We start from the raw sequence: 20,585 nt of genomic DNA, 5'->3' as shown, positions 1-20,585 counted from the left end.
CTGGCACACCAACCGACACACCGGCAACCACGCCCACCGCAAAGCCCGACTCACCCACCAACTCACCACCCTCGGCTACACCGTCACCCTCACCCAGGCAGCCACCTGACAGCCATTTTCGAATGAACGTGATCAACGGGCAGACCCTGGCGGGGTCGCTGCGCGCCGTGGCTGTCACCGGGGTCCCGGCCGGTCTTCGTAGACTGTCGGTTTCCGACCGTCCCCCTGGAGTGTCTCGTGGCCATCCAACCCATCCGGCTGTTCGGTGACCCGGTGCTGCGTACGCCGGCCGAGCCCGTGCGTGACTTCGACAAGGAGCTGCGCAAGGTCGTCACCGACCTCCGAGACACGATGCTCGAGGCGAACGGCGCCGGGCTCGCGGCGCCGCAGATCGGCATCGGGCTGCGGGTGTTCACGTACAACGTCGACGACGTGATCGACCACCTGATCAACCCGCGCCTCGAGCTCTCCGACGAGGAGCAGGACGGCGACGAGGGCTGCCTGTCGTTCCCCGGGCTCGCGTACGACGTCACCCGGTCGATGCACGTGGTGGCCAAGGGGCAGAACATGTACGGGGAGCCGGTCGAGATCCGGGGGAGCGAGCTGCTCGCCCGCGCGCTGCAGCACGAGACCGACCACCTCGACGGCATCCTGTTCATCGACCGGCTCGACCGGGCCCAGCGCAAGCTCGCGATGCGCGAGATCAGGGAGGCGGAGTGGGCCGGTGACCCCGTGCCCGAGGTGCGGGTCTCGCCGCACGCCACCCGCGGTCGCGCGTTCTGATGCGGCTGGTCTTCGCCGGCACCCCCACTCCCGCCGTCCCGGCCATCGACGCCCTGCTCGCGTCGCGGCACGACGTCGCCGCGGTGGTGACCCGGCCCGACCGCCGCGCCGGGCGTGGGCGGCGGATGGCCGCGAGCGCCGTCGCCGAGCGGGCGCTGGCCGCGGGTGTCGAGGTCCTGCGTCCCGAGCGCGTCACCGACGACGACTTCGTCGAGCGGCTCACCGATCTCGCGCCGGACTGCTGTCCCGTCGTCGCGTACGGCGCTCTCGTGCCTGGTCACCTGCTGCGGATCCCCGACCACGGGTGGGTCAACCTGCACTTCTCCGTCCTGCCCGCGTGGCGCGGCGCCGCCCCCGTCCAGCACGCGATCCGAGCGGGCGACGACGTGACGGGCGCGACGGTGTTCGGTCTCGTCGAGGAGCTCGACGCCGGACCCGTCTACGGCACGGTGACCGACGCGATACGTCCGGGTGACACCGCGGGTGACCTGCTGGCCCGGCTGGCGACCGAGGGCGCGAGGCTGCTGGTCACCGTGCTCGACGGCATCGAGGACGGCACGATCCGCGCGGTGCCGCAGCCAGGCGACGGCGTGTCGTACGCGCCCAAGGTGACCGTCGCCGACGCCGAGGTGCGCTGGGCGACCCCCGCCCTCGCGGTCGACCGCCACGTGCGCGCGATGACGCCGGCGCCCGGCGCGTGGACGCCCTTCCGCGACGGCCGGCTGAAGCTCGGCCCCGTGACCGTCGTCGAGGACGAGCCCGCGCTCGACCCCGGTGCCGTCCGCGTGCAGGGTGACGCTGTGCGGGTCGGCACGGCGACGGTGCCCGTCCTGCTCGGCGACGTCCAACCACCGGGACGGCAGGCGATGCCCGCGTCCGCGTGGGCGCGCGGCGTCCGCGATCTCGACGGCACGGTCCTGGGCCGATGAGTGACCCCGCGAGGCTGGCGGCGTACGACACCCTGCGTGCCGTGTCGAGCCGCGACGCCTACGCCAACCTCGTGCTCCCGCAGATCCTCGCCCGGGCACACCTGCGCGGCCGCGACGCCGCACTGGCCACCGAGCTGGCGTACGGCACCCTGCGGCACCGCGGCACGTACGACGCGATCCTCGCCACCCTCGTCACCCGTCGCGGCGGGCGACGGCAGGACCCGCTGTCCTCCCTCGACCCGCCGGTGCTCGACGCGCTGCGGCTCGGTGCGCACCAGCTGCTGCGCACCCGCATCCCGCCGCACGCGGCCGTCAGCGAGACGGTCGCGCTGGCCAGGAAGGTGCTCGGACACGGCCCGGCGAGCCTGGTCAACGCGGTGCTCAGGCGGGTGGCGCGGCGCGACCACGACGGATGGGTCGCCGAGGTGGCGCCGCCGCGCGACACCGATCCGGTCGGGCACCTGGCGGTCGCGCACGCGCACCCGGAGTGGGTCGTCCGCGGCTTCGCCGAGGCCCTCGGCGACGGCGGCGACGTCGAGGCCCTCCTCCGGGCGGACAACGAGCCCGCCGACGTCGTCGTCTGCGCCCGTCCGGGGCTGTGCGAGCCCGCGGAGATCCCCGGCGTGCCCGGACTCCTGTCGCCCTACGCCGTCACCGTCCACGGCGACCCGGGCGATCTCGCCCCGGTACGGGAGGGGCGCGCCGGCGTGCAGGACGAGGGCAGCCAGCTCGTGGCACTGGCGCTCGCCCGCGCCGAGGTGCCGCCCCTGGCCGGTCGCGACCGTGAGGTCTGGCTCGACGCGTGCGCGGGGCCCGGCGGCAAGGCCGCGCTGCTCGGGGCCCTCGCGAACGGACGGGGCGCGGTACTCGTGGCCGCCGAACGCCGGCACCGCAGGTCGCGGCTCGTCCAGGGCGCGCTGGCGCCGCTGCCCAACGCGACGGCCGTCACCGCCGACGCCGGCGCCGGGCCCTGGCGCGACGCGAGCTTCGACCGTGTCCTCGTCGACGCGCCGTGCAGCGGGCTCGGCTCGCTGCGGCGGCGGCCCGAGGCGCGCTGGCGACGCGATCCCGACGACGTGCGCACCCTGACCGGCGTGCAGGAACGCCTGCTGCGCGCTGCACTGGCGGCGGTGCGTCCCGGCGGTGTCGTGGCGTACGCGACCTGCTCGCCGCTGCTGAGCGAGACCAGCGAGCTCGTCGCGCGGGTGACAGGGGATAATCGGTCCACGGCGCCGGTGGACGTCAGGTCACTGCTCACCGAGGTCGGCGACCTCGGCCCGGGGCCGTGGGTGCAGCTGTGGCCACACCTGCACGGCACCGACGCGATGTTCGTAGCCCTCCTGCGGAGAACTGACACATGACGACACTCCAGCTGGCTCCGAGCATCCTCTCCGCCGACTTCACCCGGCTCGCCGACGAGTCGGCCGCGGTCGCGCACGATGCGGACTGGCTGCACGTCGACGTGATGGACGGCCACTTCGTGCCGAACCTGACCCTGGGCGTTCCCGTCGTGGAGGCGCTGGCGAAGGTGAGCGGCATCCCGCTCGACTGCCACCTGATGATCGAGGACCCCGACCGCTGGGCGCCGCAGTACGTCGAGGCCGGGGCGAGGAGCGTGACGTTCCACGCCGAGGCGGCACGCGCGCCCGTGCGCACCGCGCGGGAGATCCGCCGCCTGGGTGCCCGCGCCGGCCTCGGGCTGAAGCCGGCGACGCCGGTCGAGGCGTACGCCGACCTGATCGGTGAGATCGACATGCTGCTGCTGATGACCGTCGAGCCGGGATTCGGCGGGCAGCGCTTCCTCGACTTCGTGCTCCCCAAGATCCGGCGCGCGCGGTCGCTCGTGCGCGAACGCGGCCTCGACGTGTGGGTGCAGGTCGACGGCGGTGTCGACGCCGACACCATCGGCGCCTGCGCCGAGGCCGGTGCGGACGTCTTCGTCGCCGGATCCGCGGTCTACGGCAGGGACGACCCGGCGGCCGCCGTCCGCGACCTGCGGGCGCGCGCCGAGGCCGCGCTCGGCGCCGGCGGGCCCGGAACCGCATGACCCGCCGGCACGGCGACGATGATCGCCGCGGCGACGCGCCGGTCTGCGTCGCCCACGTGGTCGACGACGAGACGGCGGCGGCGGTGACGGCCGAGCTCGCCCCCGACGGGTACCGGGTCTCCCGCGTCACGGACCTCCACGCGCTGCGGAGCGCCGTGGCACGCGAGCGCTCCGCGATCGCCGTCGTCGACCTCGCCGGCTCGGGCGGCGACCTGCGACAGGTGCTGCGCGAGCTGCGCGGCGACCACCGCACCGCGCGGGTGCCGCTGCTCGTGCTCGTGCCGGCTCTGCCGACGTCCGAGGAGCTGCTGCCGTTCGGCGGGATCGCGGACGACTACGTCGTCAGGCCGTGGACGCCGGGGGAGCTGCGCACCAGGCTCGCGTGGGTCGTCCGGCGCGGCGGCGACCTCAGTCCCATGGCAGCGCTGACCGGCCTGCCGGGGTCGGCCCTCGCGCGCGAGGAGCTGACCAGGCGGCTGTCGAGCGGCGAGACGTTCGCGTACTGCCGCCTCGACCTCGACGGGTTCGCCGCGTTCAACGAGGTCTACGGCTACGGGCGCGGCGACCAGCTGATTCTCGTCCTGGCCGCGGCTCTTCGGCGGGTGACCGCCGACCTGTCCGAGCAGCCGTTCGTCGCGCACGTCGACGGCGGCGACTTCGTGCTGATCTGCGCCGCCGAGCAGGCGCGTCCTGCGTGTCGCGACATCGCCGACATGTTCGAGGCCGACTCCGAGCAGCTCTACGACGAGGGCGAGCGGGTCCGCGGCGCCCTGCGCGTGGTCGACCGTCGCGGCCACGCCCACGACGTCCCGTTCGTCACCGTGTCGGCCGGCGTCGCGACCAACGAGCACCGCACCTTCGCCGGTCCCCACCAGGTGGCCGATGTGTCCCGCGAGATGCTCGCGTTCGCCAAGCGCAGCACCGGTTCCAGCATCGGCGTCGACCGCCGCAAGACCTGAACCCAGGTCGTCCGTACGTCGACGGGGCGTGCTGCGGTCGGCACGGCGAGTGTGGCGTGGGCGACAGGGTGTCGCCACCGGCGTCGGGACGTGCCTAGACTGGCCGCGACACGACACATGTGCGCTCCGGGGTCGGTGAAATTCCGAACCGGCGGTAACAGTCCGCGACCCGGCCGAAGCCATCGGCCGGTTGATCCGGTGAAATTCCGGGACCGACGGTGAGAGTCCGGATGGGAGGATGCGCGCGGCGTCGCCCGGTCGAGGCGTCCGCCCGATCGAGCGTACGTCCAGCACCCCGGTGTGCCCGAGCTGAGGGAGACCGGGATGTTCACCGGAATCGTCGAGGAGTTGGGGCACGTCCGCGTGCTCGACCGGTTGCCCGGTGGCTCCGCACGCCTCACCGTCCACGGCCCGACGGTCACGTCCGACGCACGGCCCGGCGACTCGATCGCGGTCGACGGCGTGTGCCTGACCGTCACCGAGCTGGCGGGTGACGAGTGCACGTTCGACGTCATGGGCGAGACGCTCGCGCGCTCCACCGTGGGCGGGTTCGAGCCCGGACGGCCCGTCGACCTCGAACGCGCGCTGCGCGCCGACCAGCGGCTCGGCGGGCACATCGTGCAGGGCCACGTCGACGGCACCACCACCGTGCTCGCGCGCCGCGAGGAGAGCGAGTGGACGGCGGTCACGTTCGCCCTCCCGCCCGATCTCGCGCGCTACGTCGCCGCCAAGGGCTCGATCGCGCTCGACGGCGTCAGCCTCACCGTCGTCGACATCACCACCGACGCCTTCACCGTCGGGCTCATCCCCGAGACGCTGCGCCGCACCGTGCTCGGCGCGAAGCAGCCGGGGGAGGCGCTCAACGTCGAGGTCGACGTGATCGCGAAGTACGTCGAGCGACTGACGCTCGCCGAGCGCCAGGTCACCGAGCCGGCAGGGCTGGTGCGCTGATGGACTGGATCAACTCGGTGGCCTTCACCGTCGGCTCGGAGAAGATCCTCTGGACCGACCTGATCGGCAGCCTCACCGCCATCGTGGTCGTCGGGCTCGCCACCAAACGCCTCGTGGTCACCTGGCCGGTGCAACTGGTGAGCTGCGTCCTGCTGTTCGCCGCGAGCCTCAACGCCCACCTCGGCGGCAACGCCGCGCGCCAGGTCGCGATCGCCGTCATCGCCGTGTACGGCTGGTCGAGGTGGATCCGCGGCCGCCGCGCGCAGCAGGAGGTGCAGGTGCGCTGGGCGACCTGGCCGCAGCGCATCGGCATGCTCGCGGCGCTCGCGGTGGGCACTGCCGGGTTCGCGTGGGTGCTCGACGCCACGCAGGCGTCGTGGGCACCGCTGCCCGACGCGTACATCTTCGTCGGCAGCCTTGTCGCGTTCTTCGGCCAGGCGCGCGGCTGGGTCGAGTTCTGGTTCGTCTGGATCCTGGTCGACCTCGTCGGCGTGCCGCTCGCGTACTCGCACGGGCTCGTCGTCTACGCCACGACGTACGTCGTGTTCTTCGTGCTGTGTGTCTTCGGCATCGTCGCGTGGGCGCGCCAGTCGAGACGTGTCGATGCGGTCGATCCGAGCGTGGGGGTGAAGGCATGAGCAGCAGCAGCGTGACACCGTTGCCCGGCGCCGCCGGGGTGGGTGCGTCCGACACGGTCGAGGCCGCGGTGGCCGAGATCGCCGCGGGCCGTCCCGTCGTGGTGGTCGACGACCCGGGTCGCGAGAACGAGTGCGACCTGGTCTTCGCCGCCGCGCACGCCACGCCGGAGCTGCTCGCGTTCACCGTCCGCTACAGCTCGGGCATGGTCTGCGCGCCGATGGCGCCGGCCGAGGTCGACCGCCTCGCGCTGCCGCCGATGGCCGCGGTCAACGAGGACCCCAAGGGCACCGCGTACACGGTCTCCGTCGACGCGAGGGACGGCGGCAGCACCGGCATCTCAGCGGCCGACCGGGCGCGTACGCTGCGCGTGCTCGCCGACCCCGCCTCGCTGCCGTCGTCGGTCACCAGACCTGGTCACGTCTTCCCGCTCCGCGCCGTGCCCGGCGGCGTCCTCGCGCGTGCGGGACACACCGAGGCCGGCGTCGAGCTCGCCCGCCTCGCCGGCCTGCCGCCCGTCGCGGGCATCGCCGAGCTGGTCGCGGACGACGGGTCGATGCTGCGGTCGGGTGCGCTGCCGCCGTTCCTGCGCGAGCACGGCCTCGTCTCGCTCACCGTCGCCGACCTCGCCGCCTACCTGCGGCGCGTCGAGCGGCAGGTGCGCCGGGTCTCCACCAGCCGCATGCCCACCGCGCACGGCCTGTTCACCGCGCACGGCTACCTCGACGAGCCCACGGGCAAGGAGTGCGTCGCGCTCGTCCACGGTGACGTCGGCAAGGGGTGCGACGTGCTCGTGCGCGTCCACTCCGAGTGCCTGACCGGTGACGCCTTCGGCTCCGCCCGCTGCGACTGCGGCGAGCAGCTCGATGCGGCGATGGCGCGGATCTGTAGGGCCGGCCGCGGCGTCGTCGTGTACCTGCGCGGGCACGAGGGCAGGGGGATCGGGCTGCTGAACAAGTTGCGGGCGTACGAGCTGCAGGACACGGGCGCCGACACCGTCGAGGCCAACCTCGCACTCGGCCTGCCCGTCGACGACCGCGACTTCGCTCCCGCCGCCCAGGTGCTCGCCGACCTCGGGGTGCGCAGCGTCCGGTTGCTGACCAACAACCCCGCGAAGGAGCGCGCGCTCACCGAGCTCGGTGTCCGGGTCGTCGCGCGGGTGCCGTCCGCCACCGTGCCGACCACCGACAACCTCGGCTACCTGATGGCCAAGCGCGACCTGCTCGGCCATGACGTCCCGTGGCTCGCCGACGGCGTCGGCGGCGAGGCGGCACGGCCGTGAGCGGCGCGGGCCGCCCCGACGCCGCGGCCGTCGATGCGGCCGGCACGCGGGTGGGCGTCGTCGCCACCCGGTGGAACGCCAACGTCGTCGACCCGCTGCTCGACCGGGCACTGGCGGCGGCCGAGACCTGTGGCGTCGAGCCGACCGTCGTACGGGTCGCCGGGTGCGTCGAGCTGCCCGTCGTCGCACAGCAGCTCGCCAGGGACAACGACGCGGTCGTCTGCCTCGGCGCGGTGATCAGGGGCGGCACGCCGCACTTCGAGTACGTCTGCCGCAGCCTCACCGACGGGCTCACCCGCGTGGCTCTCGACGAGGCAACCCCGGTCGGCAACGGCGTCCTGACCTGTGACACGCTGGAACAGGCCCTCGACCGTTGTGGTCTCGAGGACAGCCACGAGGACAAGGGGTGGGAGGCGATGTTGGCCGCCATCGACGCAGCCGTCGTCCTCCACGACCTGCGACATCGCGCGTCGGCTGGTCGCTGACGTCCCGGGTCTCCCGTCCTCACGCTGCACCGAAAGGCATCGCCATGCTCTCCCTCGTCCTGCCCAAGGGCTCGCTCGAACGCGCCACGCTCGACCTCTTCGAGGCCGCCGACCTCACCGTGCGCCGCGGATCCGACCGTGATTATCACGCGTCCGTCGACGACCCGCGCGTCGAGCGCGTGCGCTTCCTGCGGCCGCAGGAGATCCCCGTCTACCTCGAGCAGGGCCTGTTCGACGTCGGCATCACCGGTCGCGACTGGATCGCCGAGACCGGCGCCGACGTCGTGAGCCTCGGCGAGCTCGAGTACTCCAAGACGACGTCCAACCCGGTGCGCATCGTCCTCGCGATCCCGTCCGACCAGCCCGCGTCGCGCGGGGAGGAGCTGCCCGAGGGCGTGCGCGTGTCGACGGAGTACCCCGAGCTCACCCGCAGGTACTTCGACGAGATCGGTGTCAAGGCGCGCATCGTCCCGTCGTACGGCGCCACCGAGGCGAAGGTGCCCGACATCGTCGACGCGGTCGTCGACGTCACCGAGACCGGTTCGTCGCTGCGCAAGCACGGCCTGAAGATCGTGCACACCCTGCTCACCAGCCGCACCGAGGTGGTCGCCAACCGCGCCGCGTACGACGACCCCGAGAAGCGCGCGGCGATGGAGGACGTCCTCCTGCTGCTGCGCGGCGCGATCAGGGCGCGCGGCAGCGTCTACCTGATGCTCAACGCGTCCGCCGACGTGCTCCCCGCCGTCCTCGACCGGCTCCCGGCGCTCGGTTCGCCGACGGTCACCTCGCTGGCCAACGGCGAGCACGCGGTCGGCACGGTGGTGCCGAAGGCCGGTATCAACACGCTGATCCCGGCCCTCAAGGCCGCCGGAGCCCGCGACATCCTCGAGCTCCCCATCTCCAAGATCGTCGAGTAGACGACCGCCGCCGGCACCCACGTGGCGGCGTTGTATTGGCTATAGCCAGTGCGATGCGTCCACGTGGGAGTCGGGCTGAGCGCCCTCGGTCAGGGTGCCGGGGTGTACGTGACGCCCCAGCGGCCCGTCCACGTGGCGCCGGGCTCGAGGGTCACGAGGTCGGTGCCGGTCACGAACGCGTTCGGCGGGCACGACATCGGCTCGACGGCGACGGCGGCGAACCTGCGTCGCGGCGCGAGGCCGTGACCGGTGTAGACCTGCAGCCACGGGTACGCCTCGTCGCACCACAGCGTCGTGCTCGCTCCGTCCGGCGCGGTGACCGAAGCCCGCGCGCATCCGTCGACGTCGCGGGCGAGGTCGCCGAACGCCGGGTCGAGCGGTGTCGTGCCGATGACCCGGCCGCCGCGCAGGTCGTACGCCGTGCCGTCGACCGCGACCTCGCGTCGCGGGATCATCCGGTCGTCGGCCTCGAGATACGTGGCGGCCGGCAGCCGAAGCGTGCAGTCGCGCACCGACGGCAGTCCGGGTGTCAGGTACGGATGGTGCCCCGCACCCCACGGCGCCGCGCCGCTCCCGGCGTTGGTCGCCGTCAGGGTGACGGCGAGACCCGACGCCGCGTCGATGTCGTACGTCACCCGCAGGTCGATCACGTGCGGGTAGCCGGGCCGGGGAAGCAGGCGGTGGACGAGGGTGACGGACGCCGGTGCGTGCGCGTCGCACATCCACCGGTCCCAGCGCACCAGGCCGTGGATGGCGTTGTCCCTGTCCGGCTCGCTGATGTCGAGCTGGTGCCGCTCGCCGCCGAACGCGTACCTGCCCCCGTCGATCCGGTTGGGCCACGGCGCGAGCAGCTGCCCGTGCGCGCCGTCGCACACGGCGTCCGCGGCGAAGCCGGCGAGCGCCGGCAGGTCCTGCCAGTCGCAGGTGCGGATCGTCGCGCCGGCCTCGGTGACCGTGGCGGAGTACGGCCCGTCGGCGATCGGGTACTGGGCACCGCTGGGGCGGATGGGGTCAGTCATGCGTGCATCCTGCCGTTCCAGGAGGTCGGCGGACGACGAACTCGCGGTCGGCGTCGTGCGGGACGGTCGGCGCGCCGTCGACGAGGAGGTCGGCATGCGCCGCGGTCCCGTCCTCGGCGAAGTGTGCGCGCTCGCGCTCGTGCCACGCTCGCAGCTCGCCGGCCGCCGCCGGCCCGTCCCTCGCGATCGCACGGGCGAGTGACGCCTCGAAGGGGACGTCCATCCAGACGGCGAGGGTCAGCAGCGGGCGTGCCGCGCGGCGCGCCGAGGTGACGCCGTCGACGAGGAGCACGCCGCCTGCGGGCACAAGGGTGGTCTCGTCGGTGAACCGACCGGCCGTCCAGTCGTAGCGGCGGTACGCCCCGTCGCGGCCGGCCAGGATCGGCGAGAGCACGTGCTCCTCCAGGCGTGGCCAGAACGTCACCGTGTCGGCCCACCCGTCGAGGAGGTCGTCGGTGCACAGCCGGGTCGCCGTGTCGCCGAGAGCCGCGGCGAGCCGCCGGGCGAAGGTCGACTTGCCCGACCCGGTCGGACCGTCGACGGCGACGAGCCGTACCTCGCCGAGCCGCGCGGGACGGGCGAGCACCTCCCTGGCGAGGTGGGCGAACGTCGAGATCCGCATCGGCTCAGTGTGCCCGTCGGTGCGTTCCGCGGTGGGGGTGGTTGGAGTCGCCGGCGGCGGTCGCTACCCTTCGGGAGCCTGATGCGTAACTGCCGAACGTTTGCTGGTCCTGGAGGACGGTCGTGGACTTCAAGAAGATGGGTGCCGAGTTCGTCGGCACCGCGGTGCTCGTCATCGGTGGCGTCGGCGCCGCGGTGTTCGCGGGCAAGGAGATCGGCACGCTGGGCATCGCCCTCGCGTTCGGGCTGACGCTCGTCGCGCTCGCGTACGCGCTCGGTCCGATCTCCGGCGCGCACGTCAACCCCGCCGTCACCCTGGGCTTCGTGCTCTCCGGCCGGATGAAGGTCGGCCTCGGCGTCCAGTACTGGGTCGCCCAGTTCCTCGGCGGCATCCTCGGCGCGGCGCTCGTCGTGGTCGTCAGGTCGCAGGTGTCCGGCATCGACCAGAAGCTGTTCGGCACCAACGGCTTCGACTCGCTCTCCCAGACCAAGGCAAGCATCGGCGGCGCGTTCTTCATCGAGATCCTCGCGACCTTCCTCTTCGTCTTCATCGTGCTGTCGGTGACGAGCAGGATCGCGAACGCCTCGTTCGCGGGCCTGGCGATCGGTCTCGCGCTCGCCGTCGCCCACCTCATCGCGATACCCGTCAGCGGCGCGGGCCTCAACCCCGCGCGCAGCCTCGGGCCGGCGATCTTGGCCGGCGGCGAGGCACTGACGCAGGTGTGGGTCTTCCTCGTCGCGCCGCTGCTCGGCGCGCTGCTCGCCGCAATCGTGCACGCGGTGGTGACCACGGAGCGTCGCACCAGGGTCGAGGAGCCCGCGCCCGCCAAGCCGGCGCCCGCGAAGGTCCCGGCGAAGGCGCGCCGCCGGTAGCGCGGACGCGGGCCGGTCCTGGTACCCTTGGCGCGTCCGGATCCCGCATGCGGGATCCGGAGCACAAGCGGAGGTCCGACCTCCCACCCGTGACCTCCGGTCGACGGGTCAACAGCCCGGGATCACACCCGGGCCGACGTGGCCTACGCCGCCGCGTCGCACGGTCGGCCCCGCATGTGATGCGGGGCCGTTTCATTTCGGTGGGACGTCCGCGGCGTACCGCGTCGACGGCCAGCCCCATACGCGGGCCGACGAGAACCGAACAGCAGGAACTGCCCCGACTTTCCCTAGGAGGCCTCATCAGCATCGACTTCCGAGTGAACGACCGCATCCGTGTCCCAGAGGTGCGCCTGGTCGGTCCCAACGGCGAGCAAGTGGGGATCGTGCGCATCGAGGACGCGTTGCGACTGGCTCAGGAAGCGGACCTCGACCTCGTCGAGGTCGCACCGACCGCCCGACCCCCCGTCGCCAAGCTCATGGACTTCGGCAAGTTCAAGTACGAGTCGGCGATCAAGGCGCGCGAGGCGAAGAAGAACCAGGCGCAGACGGTGATCAAGGAGATCAAGCTGCGCCCCAAGATCGATCCGCACGACTACAGCACCAAGAAGGGCCACGTCGAGCGGTTCCTCAAGCAGGGCGACAAGGTCAAGGTGACCATCATGTTCCGCGGTCGGGAGCAGTCCCGTCCCGAGCTCGGCTTCCGGCTGCTGCAACGGCTGTCGGACGACATCGACGAGCTCGGCTACGTGGAGTCGCTCCCCAAGCAGGACGGCCGCAACATGATCATGGTGGTCGCCCCGCACAAGCGCCGGGCCGACGCCGCCCCGGCGCCGAAGAAGGACGCACCGGCGGAGGACGAGCGGAGTCCGGCCGAGGCCTGACCCCGCGACAGACGACGCCATCGTGGCCGGCGGCGACGCCGGCCACGCGCAACGGAGGAGGACTGGGTCGAGCATGCCCAAGAACAAGACGCACAGCGGCTCCAAGAGGCGGTTCCGGCTGACCGGCACCGGCAAGGTCGTCCGCCAGCAGGCCAACCGGCGCCACTACCTCGAGCACAAGTCGAGCACGCTGACCCGCCGGCTGGCCAAGGACGTCCTGGCCAGCAAGGCCGACACGAAGAAGATCAAGCGCCTCCTCGGAAAGTGAGCGAGGGCCCGGAACGATCCGGTGCTCCTGAGCACCGGCACTGCAACGGAGGAGCACGCGCGTGGCACGTGTGAAGCGGGCGGTCAACGCCCACAAGAAGCGGCGGGAGACCCTCGAGGCGGCCGCGGGCTACCGGGGACAGCGTTCCCGGCTGTACCGCAAGGCCAAGGAACAGGTCATCCACTCGCTGGTCTACTCGTACCGCGACCGCAAGGCGCGCAAGGGTGACTTCCGGCGGCTGTGGATCCAGCGGATCAACGCCGCTGCCCGCGGCAACGGCATGACCTACAACCGGTTCGTGCAGGGCCTGCGGGTCGCCGGCGTCGACGTCGACCGGCGCATGCTCGCCGAGCTGGCCGTGTCCGAGCCGAAGGCGTTCGCCGCGCTCGTCGACGTGGCCAGGAACGCCCAGGGCAAGGAACAGTCCACCGCCAAGGCCAGCTGAGCGGGCGACGCTCCGTGCTGGCGGGCCCGCAGTCCGCGAGGGTCAAGGCCGTCCGACGGCTCCACCGCCGCGCCTCCCGTGAGAAGGCGCGGCGGTTCCTCGCGGAGGGACCCCAGGCGGTACGCGAGGCGCTCGCTGCCGGGAGCGTGCTGGAGCTGTTCGCCACCGCGGCCGCCCTCGGCCGCCACGGTGCACTCGTCGAGCAGGCCGAGGCGAACGGCGCCGACGTCCGCTTCGTGTCCGACGACGCGATGGCCAGCCTCGCCACCACGGTCACCCCGCAGGGTCTCGTGGCCGTCTGCCCGTTCACCGACCTCGGTCTCGACGACGTCCTGCCCGACGGCGCGGGCCTCGTCGCGGTGCTGGTCCACGTCCGCGATCCGGGCAACGCCGGCACGGTGATCCGGTCGGCGGACGCCGCCGGAGCCGACGGGGTCGTCCTCACCGAGGAGTCGGTCGACCTCTACAACCCCAAGTGCGTCCGGTCGGCCGCCGGCAGCCTGTTCCACCTGCCGGTGGTCAGCGGAGCGTCGCTGACGTCCGCGCTGGCGGCGTTCCGCGCCGCGGGACTCCAGGTGCTCGCCGCCGACGCGTCGGGTCCGGTGAGCCTCGACGACGCCGGTCAGGCCCTGCTCGCCGCGCCGACCGCCTGGCTGTTCGGCAACGAGGCGCGCGGGCTGCCCGCGCACGTGGCGGACGACGCCGACGCAGTAATCCGCATCCCGATCCATGGGCGGGCGGAGAGCCTCAACCTCTCGGTGTCGACAGCTCTGTGTATGTACGCGACGGCCGGTGCGCAACGCCGGGCCGCCCGCGTCGTTAGGCACCGGGAAGGATCGCAGCCCGTAACGTAGGCCCCCTGCTAGGTAGCACCTGTGGCATCGTCTCGGGGAAGGCGCCACATGACGGACCCGAAGAGCACGTCAGCGTTCGGCCGCTCCTTCGCCGAGCACGCCGATCTGCTGCCCGACGGCATCGTCGTGGCCGACGCGCGTGGCGTGGTCCGGGTGTTCAACGAGGCCGCTGCCCTCTTCACCGGCACCTCCTCCGCCGACGCTGTCGGCCGCAGCTTTGACGAGGTGCTGCCGCTGCGCGACGACGACGGCAACGACTGGTGGAAGCGCACCGACCCGTACGGCGGGCTGCCGAGCCGCACCCGCCAGCCGGCGCGGCTGCTCCGCCTCGACGTCGACGGTCCCCAGCTCGACGTCACGGCGCGTTACGTACGGGCCCGGCGCGGAGGACCGCTGACCAGCCTGGTGGTCTCGCTGCGTGCGGGCACCTCGCGGGAGCGCTGGGAGCGCGACCGGGCCGACCTCGTCTCCACGGTCGCGCACGAGCTGCGTTCGCCGCTCACCACCGTCAAGGGGTTCACCGCCACGCTGCTGTCGAAGTGGGACGACTTCACCGACGAGCAGCGCAAGGCAATCCTGCGCATCGTCGACTACGACGCCGACGTCCTGACGCGGCTGATCGGTGACCTGCTCGACGTGTCGCGGATCGAGAGCGGCCGCCTCGAGCTGCGCCGTACTGTCGTCGACGTTGCCACCGTCGTACGCCGGCTGGTCGCGGGACGGGTGGCCGCGGGCGACGACCCGACGAAGTTCGTGGTCGACGTCGGCGGCCCGTTGCCCGAGGCGTGGCTCGACGGCGACAAGGTCGAGCAGATCATCGCCAACCTGGTCGACAATGCCGTACGGCACGGGGACGGTAGGATCACCATCGTGGTGAGACCTGCGAAGGGCGCCGGCGACAAGGGTGAGCAGGGCACCTGCGAACCCGGCATCGCCGTCAGCGTGAGCGACGAAGGCGACGGCATCCCGGCAGAGATGGTGTCGAGCGTCTTCACGCGCTTCTGGCGGGGCAGCCACCGGCGGGGGAGCAGCGGGCTCGGCCTGTACATCGTCAAGGGCCTCGTCGAGGCGCACCGCGGCACCATTGCGCTCGGCCGCTCTCCGTCCGGCGGGGCGGCGTTCCGATTTTGCCTGCCCGCCGGGTCACCTCCGTACCTCTCCTGACCCGGTGGGCGCCGCCGCGCGGCACGGCCGACCCGATCAATAGACTCACGGGCTCCACGCCCGCAGGAGGCTCGCGTCACCCCATGTCTGCACCCAACAAGGACTACGACCCCGTCGAGGTCACCTCGCTGCGCGAGGACCAGGTCGAGGCCATGCGCGACGAGGCGCTGGCCGCGATCGCGGCGGCGGTCGACCTCGATGCGTTGCGCGAGGTCAGGACCGCCCACGCGGGTGACAGGTCGCCGCTGCGGCTGGCCAACGCCGAGATAGGCGCGCTGCCGCCGGCGGCGCGTGCCGACGCCGGCAAGCGGATCGGCGGCGCCCGCAAGGCGGTCGAGCAGGCGCTCGCGACCCGGCAGGTCGAGCTCGAGGCCGACCGCGACGCCCGCGTGCTGGCAGACGAGCGCGTCGACGTCACGCTGCCGTGGGACCGGCAGCCACGCGGCGCGCGGCACCCGGTCACCTCCCTCATGGACCGCATGGCCGACTTCTTCGTCGCGATGGGCTGGGAGGTCGCGGAGGGTCCTGAGGTCGAGACCGAGTGGCACAACTTCGACGCGCTCAACTTCCAGCCCGACCACCCCGCGCGCACGATGATGGACACGTTCTTCGTCGAGCCGCCGTCGCAGGACCGCCGGAGGCAGTCAGCGGTGTCGACCGGGCTGGTGATGCGTACGCACACCTCGCCGGTGCAGGTGCGTGCGCTGCTCGAGCGCGGCGTCCCCGTGTACGTCGTCGCGCCGGGCCGGGTGTTCCGCACCGACGAGTTCGATGCCACGCACTCGCCGATCTTCCACCAGATCGAGGGCCTCGCCGTCGACGAGGGACTGTCGATGGCGCACCTGCGCGGCACGCTCGTGCACTTCGCCAGGGCGATGTTCGGTGCCGGCCAGGAGATCCGCTGGCGGCCGTCGTTCTTCCCGTTCACCGAGCCGTCCGCGGAGTTCGACCTGCGCTGCTTCGCCTGCCGAGGAGCGTCGGTCGGTGACCCCGACCGGCCGTGCCGCACGTGTGCGTCCGAGGGCTGGATCGAGTGGGGCGGCTGCGGCATGGTCAACCCGCGCGTGCTGCGCGCCTGCGGCGTCGACCCGGACCGCTACAGCGGCTTCGCGTTCGGCATGGGGGTCGACCGCACCGTGATGTTCCGGCACGGCTCCGACGACCTGCGCGACATGTTCGAGGGCGACGTCCGCTACGCCCTCCCGTTCGGGACGGAGATCTAATGCGCGCCCCGCTCTCCTGGCTGCGCCAGTACGTCGACGTGCCCGCCGACCTCAGCGGGCGTGCCCTCGGCGACCTGCTCGTGCCCCTGGGCATGGAGGTCGAGGCCGTCGACGAGCGCGGCGACGACCTGTCGGGTCCGCTGGTGCTCGGCGAGGTCCGCGAGATCGAGGAGCTCGCCGAGTTCAAGAAGCCGATCCGCTGGTGCCGGGTCGACGTCGGTCCGCACAACGCCGACGACGGCGCCGGCGGTCTGCGGCCGCGCGGCGTCATCTGCGGCGCCACGAACTTCGCGGTCGGCGACCTCGTCGTCGTCGCGCTGCCCGGCACCGTCCTGCCCGGCGGGTTCACCATCACCGCGCGCAAGACGTACGGCCACGTCAGCGACGGCATGATCTGCTCGGTGCTTGAGCTGGGCATCGGCGACGACCACAGCGGCATCCTCGTGCTGCCGCCGGGCACCGGCACCCCCGGTGTCGACCTGACCGGCGTCCTCGGCGTGCGCGAGACCGTGCTCGACCTGGAGATCACGCCCGACTGCGGCCACCTCGAGTCGGTGCGCGGGCTCGCGCGCGAGACGTCGTACGTCACCGGCGGCGCGTTCCGCGACCCGCGCGACGCGGTCAAGGAGCCGGCGCCCGACCCCGCGGGATGGCCGGTACGCATCGACGACCCGTCGGGCTGCCGGCGGTTCAGCGCCCTGACCGTGTCGGGCCTCGACCCGTCGCTGCCGTCGCCGCTGTGGCTGCGCACCCGACTGCACCACGCGGGCGTGCGCAGCGTGTCGCTGGCGGTCGACGTCACGAACTACGTGATGCTCGAGCTCGGCCAGCCGATGCACGCGTTCGACGCCGCACGGCTCACCGGCGGCATCGTCGTCCGGCGTGCCACGGCGGGCGAGAAGCTCGTCACGATCGACCACGTGACGCACAGCCTCGACGCCGACGACATGGTCGTGGCGGACGAGACCGGCGCGGTCGCATTGGCGGGTGTCATGGGCGGCGCGGAGTCGGAGATCTCCGACACCACCGTCGACCTGCTGCTTGAGGCGGCGTGGTGGGACCCGGCGTCGATCGGCCGTGCCGTGCGCCGACACCGGCTGCCGAGCGAGGCGTCGCGACGGTTCGAGCGGGGCGTCGACCCCGAGATCGCGGTCGCCGCGCTGCAGCGCGCGGCGGAACTGCTCGTCGAGTACGGCGACGCGTCGGTGGGTGCGCTGACGGTCACCGGTGGGCCGTACGACCCGCCGGTGATCTCGCTGGCGTCCGACCTGCCGGCACGGACCATCGGTCTGCCGATCGACCCGGTCACGGTGACCCAGCGGCTGCAGCAGGTGGGCTGCGATATCCCCGCGGGCGAGCCGCTCGTGGTACGCCCACCGTCGTGGCGTCCCGACCTGCGTGACCCCGCCGACCTCGTCGAGGAGGTGGCGCGCCTCGAGGGCTACGAGCGCATCCCCGAGGTGGTGCCCACCCCGCCGCCCGGCCGTGGCCTGACCGACCGGCAGCGCTTCCGCCGGCGGGTCGGCCGCGCACTCGCGTACACGGGCTACGTCGAGGCCATCTCGCCGCCGTGGGTATCCGAGGCCGACTGGGACGCGCTGGGTCTCGACGCGTCCGACCCGCGCAGGAACGCCTTCCGCCTCGCCAACCCCCTGTCCGACGAGCAGCCGCTGCTGCGCACCACGTTGCTGCCCGGCCTGCTCAGGGCGCTGCGGCGCAACGTCGGTCGTGGCCTCTCCGACGTCGCCCTCTTCGAGACCGGTCTGGTGTACCGGTCCGGCGGCGAGGACGTGGCCGCGGGGGAGGTTCTCCGGCCGGGAGTCGAGGCGCGGCCGGCGCCCGAGGTGCTCGCCCGGATCGAGCGGGTGCTGCCGGACCAGCCCGAGCGCGTGGCCGTGGTGCTCGCCGGCGATCGTTCGCCGGCCGGCTGGTGGGGAGCCGGCCGGGCCGCCGGCTGGGCCGACGCGGTCGAGGCTGCGCGCACCGTGGCCGCGGAGGCGGGCGTCGAGCTCGTCGCCCGACACGACGAGCACGCGCCGTGGCATCCGGGTCGGTGCGCCGCGCTGCTCGTCGGCGACACGCTCGTCGGGCACGCAGGGGAGCTGCACCCGCGCGTGGTCGAGGCCTACGGTCTGCCGCCGCGCACGTGCGCGGCGGAGCTGAGCCTGTCGGCGCTGCCGGTCGAGGACGCGCCGCCCGCCAAGGCCGTCCCGATCTCGGCGTACCCGCCGGCGTTCGTCGACGTGGCACTGTCGGTCGACGCGACCACGCCGGTGGCCGAGGTCGAGGCGGCGCTGCGCGACGGCGCGGGGGAGCTGCTCGAGGCGCTGCGGCTGTTCGACGTCTACACCGGCGAGCAGGTCGGCGCCGACCGCAGGTCGCTGGCCTACAGGATGTGCCTCCGCGCCCTCGACCGTACGCTCACCGCCCAGGAGGTCAACGACGCCCGCGACGCCGCGGTCGCCGAGGCCACCCGCCGCGTCGGCGCGGTGCTCCGCGAACGGTCGCCGGGCTAGCGCGGTGCGGCGCCGGGACCCGGCACCTCGCGGGTCACCGGGATGGTGGTCGGCAGGTCGGGGTCGGCGCCGGCCCTGACCACGATGCGGCCGGCGTACCAGACGAACGCCGCGGCCAGGCCGAGGAAGCTCACCGTGGCCATGGGGAGGTCGGCGAGGGTGAGTGCCTGCTGCTCGCCCGACATCTGCACGGCCTGCCGCACGGCGATCAGCACCAGCGACGACTCGTCCGGCCTGATCACGGTGGTGTACGGCGTGACGAGCTCGTGGGCGGTGGCCACGAACGCCGCCAGGCCGATGGCCGCGATCATGGGCACGAGCGGGACCATCACGTGCGGCCCGAGCGGCAGGGACTCACCGCGTGCGCGTCCGACGCGCCACCGCGGTTCGAGGCCGCGCAGGATGACGGCGAACGCGAAGATGAGCGCCGGCATGAGCGACAGCGCGGGCTGCAGGTACGCGAGCGGGCGCTGCAGCCCGCTCGTGTTGGTGATGAGCAGGTTGACCGCGAGCGGGACGTTCGTGAGGAAGAGCCAGGGCGCGAACGCCAGCAGCATCCACTCGCTGCCCCGTCCGAGGGGACGGCAGAGCACGATGCCGACCGCCGCCGCCAGCGACACGGCGACGACGAGGAACGTCGTGACGAGGTCGTGTGTGAGCAGCCGACCGAGCGAGCTCACCACGGCCTGTTCCGGCGGCGGCTGGCCGGTCCAGCCCGCCACGACGGGCAGCACTCCCTCGACGAGGGCGAAGAGCGCGACCACGAGCGCGACGCCGCCCGCGACGATCGCGGCGATCGACAGCGGCGTCGTCCTGGCCGTCCAGCGCTCGACCGGTGCGTCGATGTCGACGCGGACACGGGTCGCGACGACCAGGAAGCCGGTGCCGAGACCGAGGAGCAGGACGGGGACGAGGATGACGACGCTGAACGCGGCGGCGTAGCCGAGCTGGAAGTTCACGACGGCGGATCTGATCGCCAGCAGGCCGAGGGTGCTGGTCGCGTCGCGTGGACCGCCCCCGGTCATGAGCTGCATCTCGGTGAACGCCTGGAGGCCGTACGCCGCCGCCGCGATGATCCCGACCAGCCAGGCGATCGCGAACGCGCGGTACGACCGCCGCGGGGTGAGGCTCGCCGGGTCCTGTCGAAGCGCCCCCACGAGCACGACGAGCCCGAGCGCGCAGCCGTAGAGCAGCGCGTGCGTCGCGTCGAACCCGAGGACGGCGAGGCGGGCGCCCGCCTCTGTGGCCAGCGACCCGGTCGGCGCGGCGGAGACCCTGCCGGCGGCGGCCATGGCCGGTGTCGCGAACGCGAGCGGGACGGCGAACGCGACGCCGACGGGGATGGCGGCGCGGCGGCCGAGGGTCGCGACGCCCCAGGCGAGCGCCGGCGGCACGACCGCGACGGCGGCGACGCGGACGAGCACGACGGCGAGGGTGAAGCCGATGCTGCCCGGCAGCGCGTCGACACCCGAGAGCGCGGTGTAGTTGTCGAGACCGACGAACTCCGTCCGGCTGAGGTCGCGGATGTTGCCGGTCTGCTGGAGGCTGAGATACGCGGTGTAGAGCACCGGGGCGACGAGCGCGGCGAGCCAGAGCACGAGGGCGGGGGCGAGCAGGAGCCAGCCCAACGGAGCGCGGTCGGGCGAGCGTCGGCGCGGAGATCCTGCCCGCCCGACCGAGGGTGGCGCCGCCGGACGGCCTGGACCTGACATGAGCCCACATTCTGCCCCAT

At 73.0% G+C, this 20,585-nt stretch carries 22 protein-coding genes and 1 riboswitch; of the genes, 19 read left to right on the top strand and 3 right to left on the bottom strand.

The genetic code is table 11. The annotated features are described in order from the left end of the window. From GEV10_20450 to GEV10_20400, 11 genes are all read left to right on the top strand, one after another. Positions 1–269, top strand: a 269-nt coding sequence (locus tag GEV10_20450; GenBank protein ID MQA80819.1) for a hypothetical protein, incomplete at its 5' end; no start/stop codon positions are given. Continuing rightward, positions 238–783, top strand: a complete 546-nt coding sequence (gene def, locus GEV10_20445; protein ID MQA80818.1) for a peptide deformylase — start codon at positions 238–240, stop codon at positions 781–783. The genes GEV10_20450 and def, both read left to right, overlap by 32 nt. Continuing rightward, the gene (locus GEV10_20440; protein MQA80817.1) at positions 783–1,712 is read left to right on the top strand and encodes a methionyl-tRNA formyltransferase; all 930 of its coding nucleotides are present in this window, start codon (positions 783–785) and stop codon (positions 1,710–1,712) included. The genes def and GEV10_20440 overlap by 1 nt, the downstream gene beginning before the upstream one ends. Further along, complete coding sequence (locus GEV10_20435) at positions 1,709–3,073, top strand: rRNA cytosine-C5-methyltransferase (protein ID MQA80816.1); 1,365 nt, start codon at positions 1,709–1,711, stop codon at positions 3,071–3,073. Before GEV10_20440 ends, GEV10_20435 begins: the two co-directional genes overlap by 4 nt. Further along, positions 3,070–3,759, top strand: a complete 690-nt coding sequence (gene rpe / locus GEV10_20430) for a ribulose-phosphate 3-epimerase (GenBank protein ID MQA80815.1) — start codon at positions 3,070–3,072, stop codon at positions 3,757–3,759. The genes GEV10_20435 and rpe overlap by 4 nt, the downstream gene beginning before the upstream one ends. Then, complete coding sequence (locus GEV10_20425; GenBank protein MQA80814.1) at positions 3,756–4,718, top strand: diguanylate cyclase; 963 nt, start codon at positions 3,756–3,758, stop codon at positions 4,716–4,718. The genes rpe and GEV10_20425 overlap by 4 nt, the downstream gene beginning before the upstream one ends. Before the next feature lie 117 nt (positions 4,719–4,835). Next, positions 4,836–4,964, top strand: a riboswitch (FMN riboswitch). A 78-nt stretch (positions 4,965–5,042) separates the two neighbouring features. Beyond that, a complete protein-coding gene (locus GEV10_20420; protein ID MQA80813.1) occupies positions 5,043–5,669 on the top strand; it encodes a riboflavin synthase in 627 nt (208 codons plus the stop codon). Continuing rightward, positions 5,669–6,307, top strand: a complete 639-nt coding sequence (locus GEV10_20415; protein MQA80812.1) for a nicotinamide riboside transporter PnuC — start codon at positions 5,669–5,671, stop codon at positions 6,305–6,307. Before GEV10_20420 ends, GEV10_20415 begins: the two co-directional genes overlap by 1 nt. Next, positions 6,304–7,587, top strand: a complete 1,284-nt coding sequence (locus GEV10_20410) for a bifunctional 3,4-dihydroxy-2-butanone-4-phosphate synthase/GTP cyclohydrolase II (protein MQA80811.1) — start codon at positions 6,304–6,306, stop codon at positions 7,585–7,587. The genes GEV10_20415 and GEV10_20410 overlap by 4 nt, the downstream gene beginning before the upstream one ends. Then, positions 7,584–8,072 carry a 6,7-dimethyl-8-ribityllumazine synthase gene (locus tag GEV10_20405; protein ID MQA80810.1) on the top strand — a complete coding sequence of 163 codons (489 nt, stop codon included), beginning with the start codon at positions 7,584–7,586 and terminating at the stop codon, positions 8,070–8,072. Before GEV10_20410 ends, GEV10_20405 begins: the two co-directional genes overlap by 4 nt. Positions 8,073–8,116: 44 nt before the next feature. Next, on the top strand, positions 8,117–8,989 hold the full coding sequence (locus GEV10_20400; protein ID MQA80809.1) for an ATP phosphoribosyltransferase: 873 nt from the start codon (positions 8,117–8,119) through the stop codon (positions 8,987–8,989). 89 nt (positions 8,990–9,078) lie between these two features. On the opposite strand, the gene GEV10_20395 is transcribed toward GEV10_20400, so the two are convergent. After that, positions 9,079–10,008 carry a hypothetical protein gene (locus GEV10_20395; GenBank protein MQA80808.1) on the bottom strand — a complete coding sequence of 310 codons (930 nt, stop codon included), beginning with the start codon at positions 10,006–10,008 and terminating at the stop codon, positions 9,079–9,081. Continuing rightward, positions 10,001–10,630 carry an AAA family ATPase gene (locus GEV10_20390; protein MQA80807.1) on the bottom strand — a complete coding sequence of 210 codons (630 nt, stop codon included), beginning with the start codon at positions 10,628–10,630 and terminating at the stop codon, positions 10,001–10,003. The genes GEV10_20395 and GEV10_20390 overlap by 8 nt, the downstream gene beginning before the upstream one ends. 137 nt (positions 10,631–10,767) lie before the next feature. On the opposite strand from GEV10_20390, the gene GEV10_20385 reads away from it, so the two are divergent. The 8 genes from GEV10_20385 (at position 10,768) to GEV10_20350 (ending at position 18,853) form a co-directional block, all read left to right on the top strand. After that, entirely contained in the window at positions 10,768–11,502 is a 735-nt protein-coding gene (locus tag GEV10_20385) for an aquaporin (GenBank protein ID MQA80806.1), read from the top strand. A 179-nt stretch (positions 11,503–11,681) separates the two neighbouring features. Then, complete coding sequence (locus GEV10_20380) at positions 11,682–12,383, top strand: translation initiation factor IF-3 (protein ID MQA80805.1); 702 nt, start codon at positions 11,682–11,684, stop codon at positions 12,381–12,383. 73 nt (positions 12,384–12,456) lie between these two features. After that, positions 12,457–12,651 (top strand): 50S ribosomal protein L35, encoded by a 195-nt coding sequence (gene rpmI / locus GEV10_20375; GenBank protein ID MQA80804.1) that lies wholly within the window; start codon positions 12,457–12,459, stop codon positions 12,649–12,651. 61 nt (positions 12,652–12,712) lie between these two features. Then, positions 12,713–13,096, top strand: a complete 384-nt coding sequence (rplT, locus tag GEV10_20370) for a 50S ribosomal protein L20 (GenBank protein ID MQA80803.1) — start codon at positions 12,713–12,715, stop codon at positions 13,094–13,096. A gap of 14 nt (positions 13,097–13,110) precedes the next feature. Beyond that, a complete protein-coding gene (locus GEV10_20365; GenBank protein ID MQA80802.1) occupies positions 13,111–13,950 on the top strand; it encodes an RNA methyltransferase in 840 nt (279 codons plus the stop codon). A 48-nt stretch (positions 13,951–13,998) separates the two neighbouring features. Next, entirely contained in the window at positions 13,999–15,114 is a 1,116-nt protein-coding gene (locus tag GEV10_20360) for a PAS domain-containing protein (protein MQA80801.1), read from the top strand. A gap of 83 nt (positions 15,115–15,197) precedes the next feature. Continuing rightward, on the top strand, positions 15,198–16,337 hold the full coding sequence (pheS, locus tag GEV10_20355) for a phenylalanine--tRNA ligase subunit alpha (GenBank protein MQA80800.1): 1,140 nt from the start codon (positions 15,198–15,200) through the stop codon (positions 16,335–16,337). Continuing rightward, entirely contained in the window at positions 16,337–18,853 is a 2,517-nt protein-coding gene (locus GEV10_20350; protein MQA80799.1) for a phenylalanine--tRNA ligase subunit beta, read from the top strand. The genes pheS and GEV10_20350 overlap by 1 nt, the downstream gene beginning before the upstream one ends. On the opposite strand, the gene GEV10_20345 is transcribed toward GEV10_20350, so the two are convergent. Then, entirely contained in the window at positions 18,850–20,481 is a 1,632-nt protein-coding gene (locus GEV10_20345) for a hypothetical protein (GenBank protein MQA80798.1), read from the bottom strand. The genes GEV10_20350 and GEV10_20345 overlap by 4 nt on opposite strands. Positions 20,482–20,585 lie beyond the last annotated feature (104 nt).

The organism is Streptosporangiales bacterium, assembly GCA_009379955.1.
GTDB lineage: Bacteria > Actinomycetota > Actinomycetes > Streptosporangiales > WHST01 > WHST01.
This window is presented reverse-complemented; position numbering and strand designations above follow the sequence as displayed.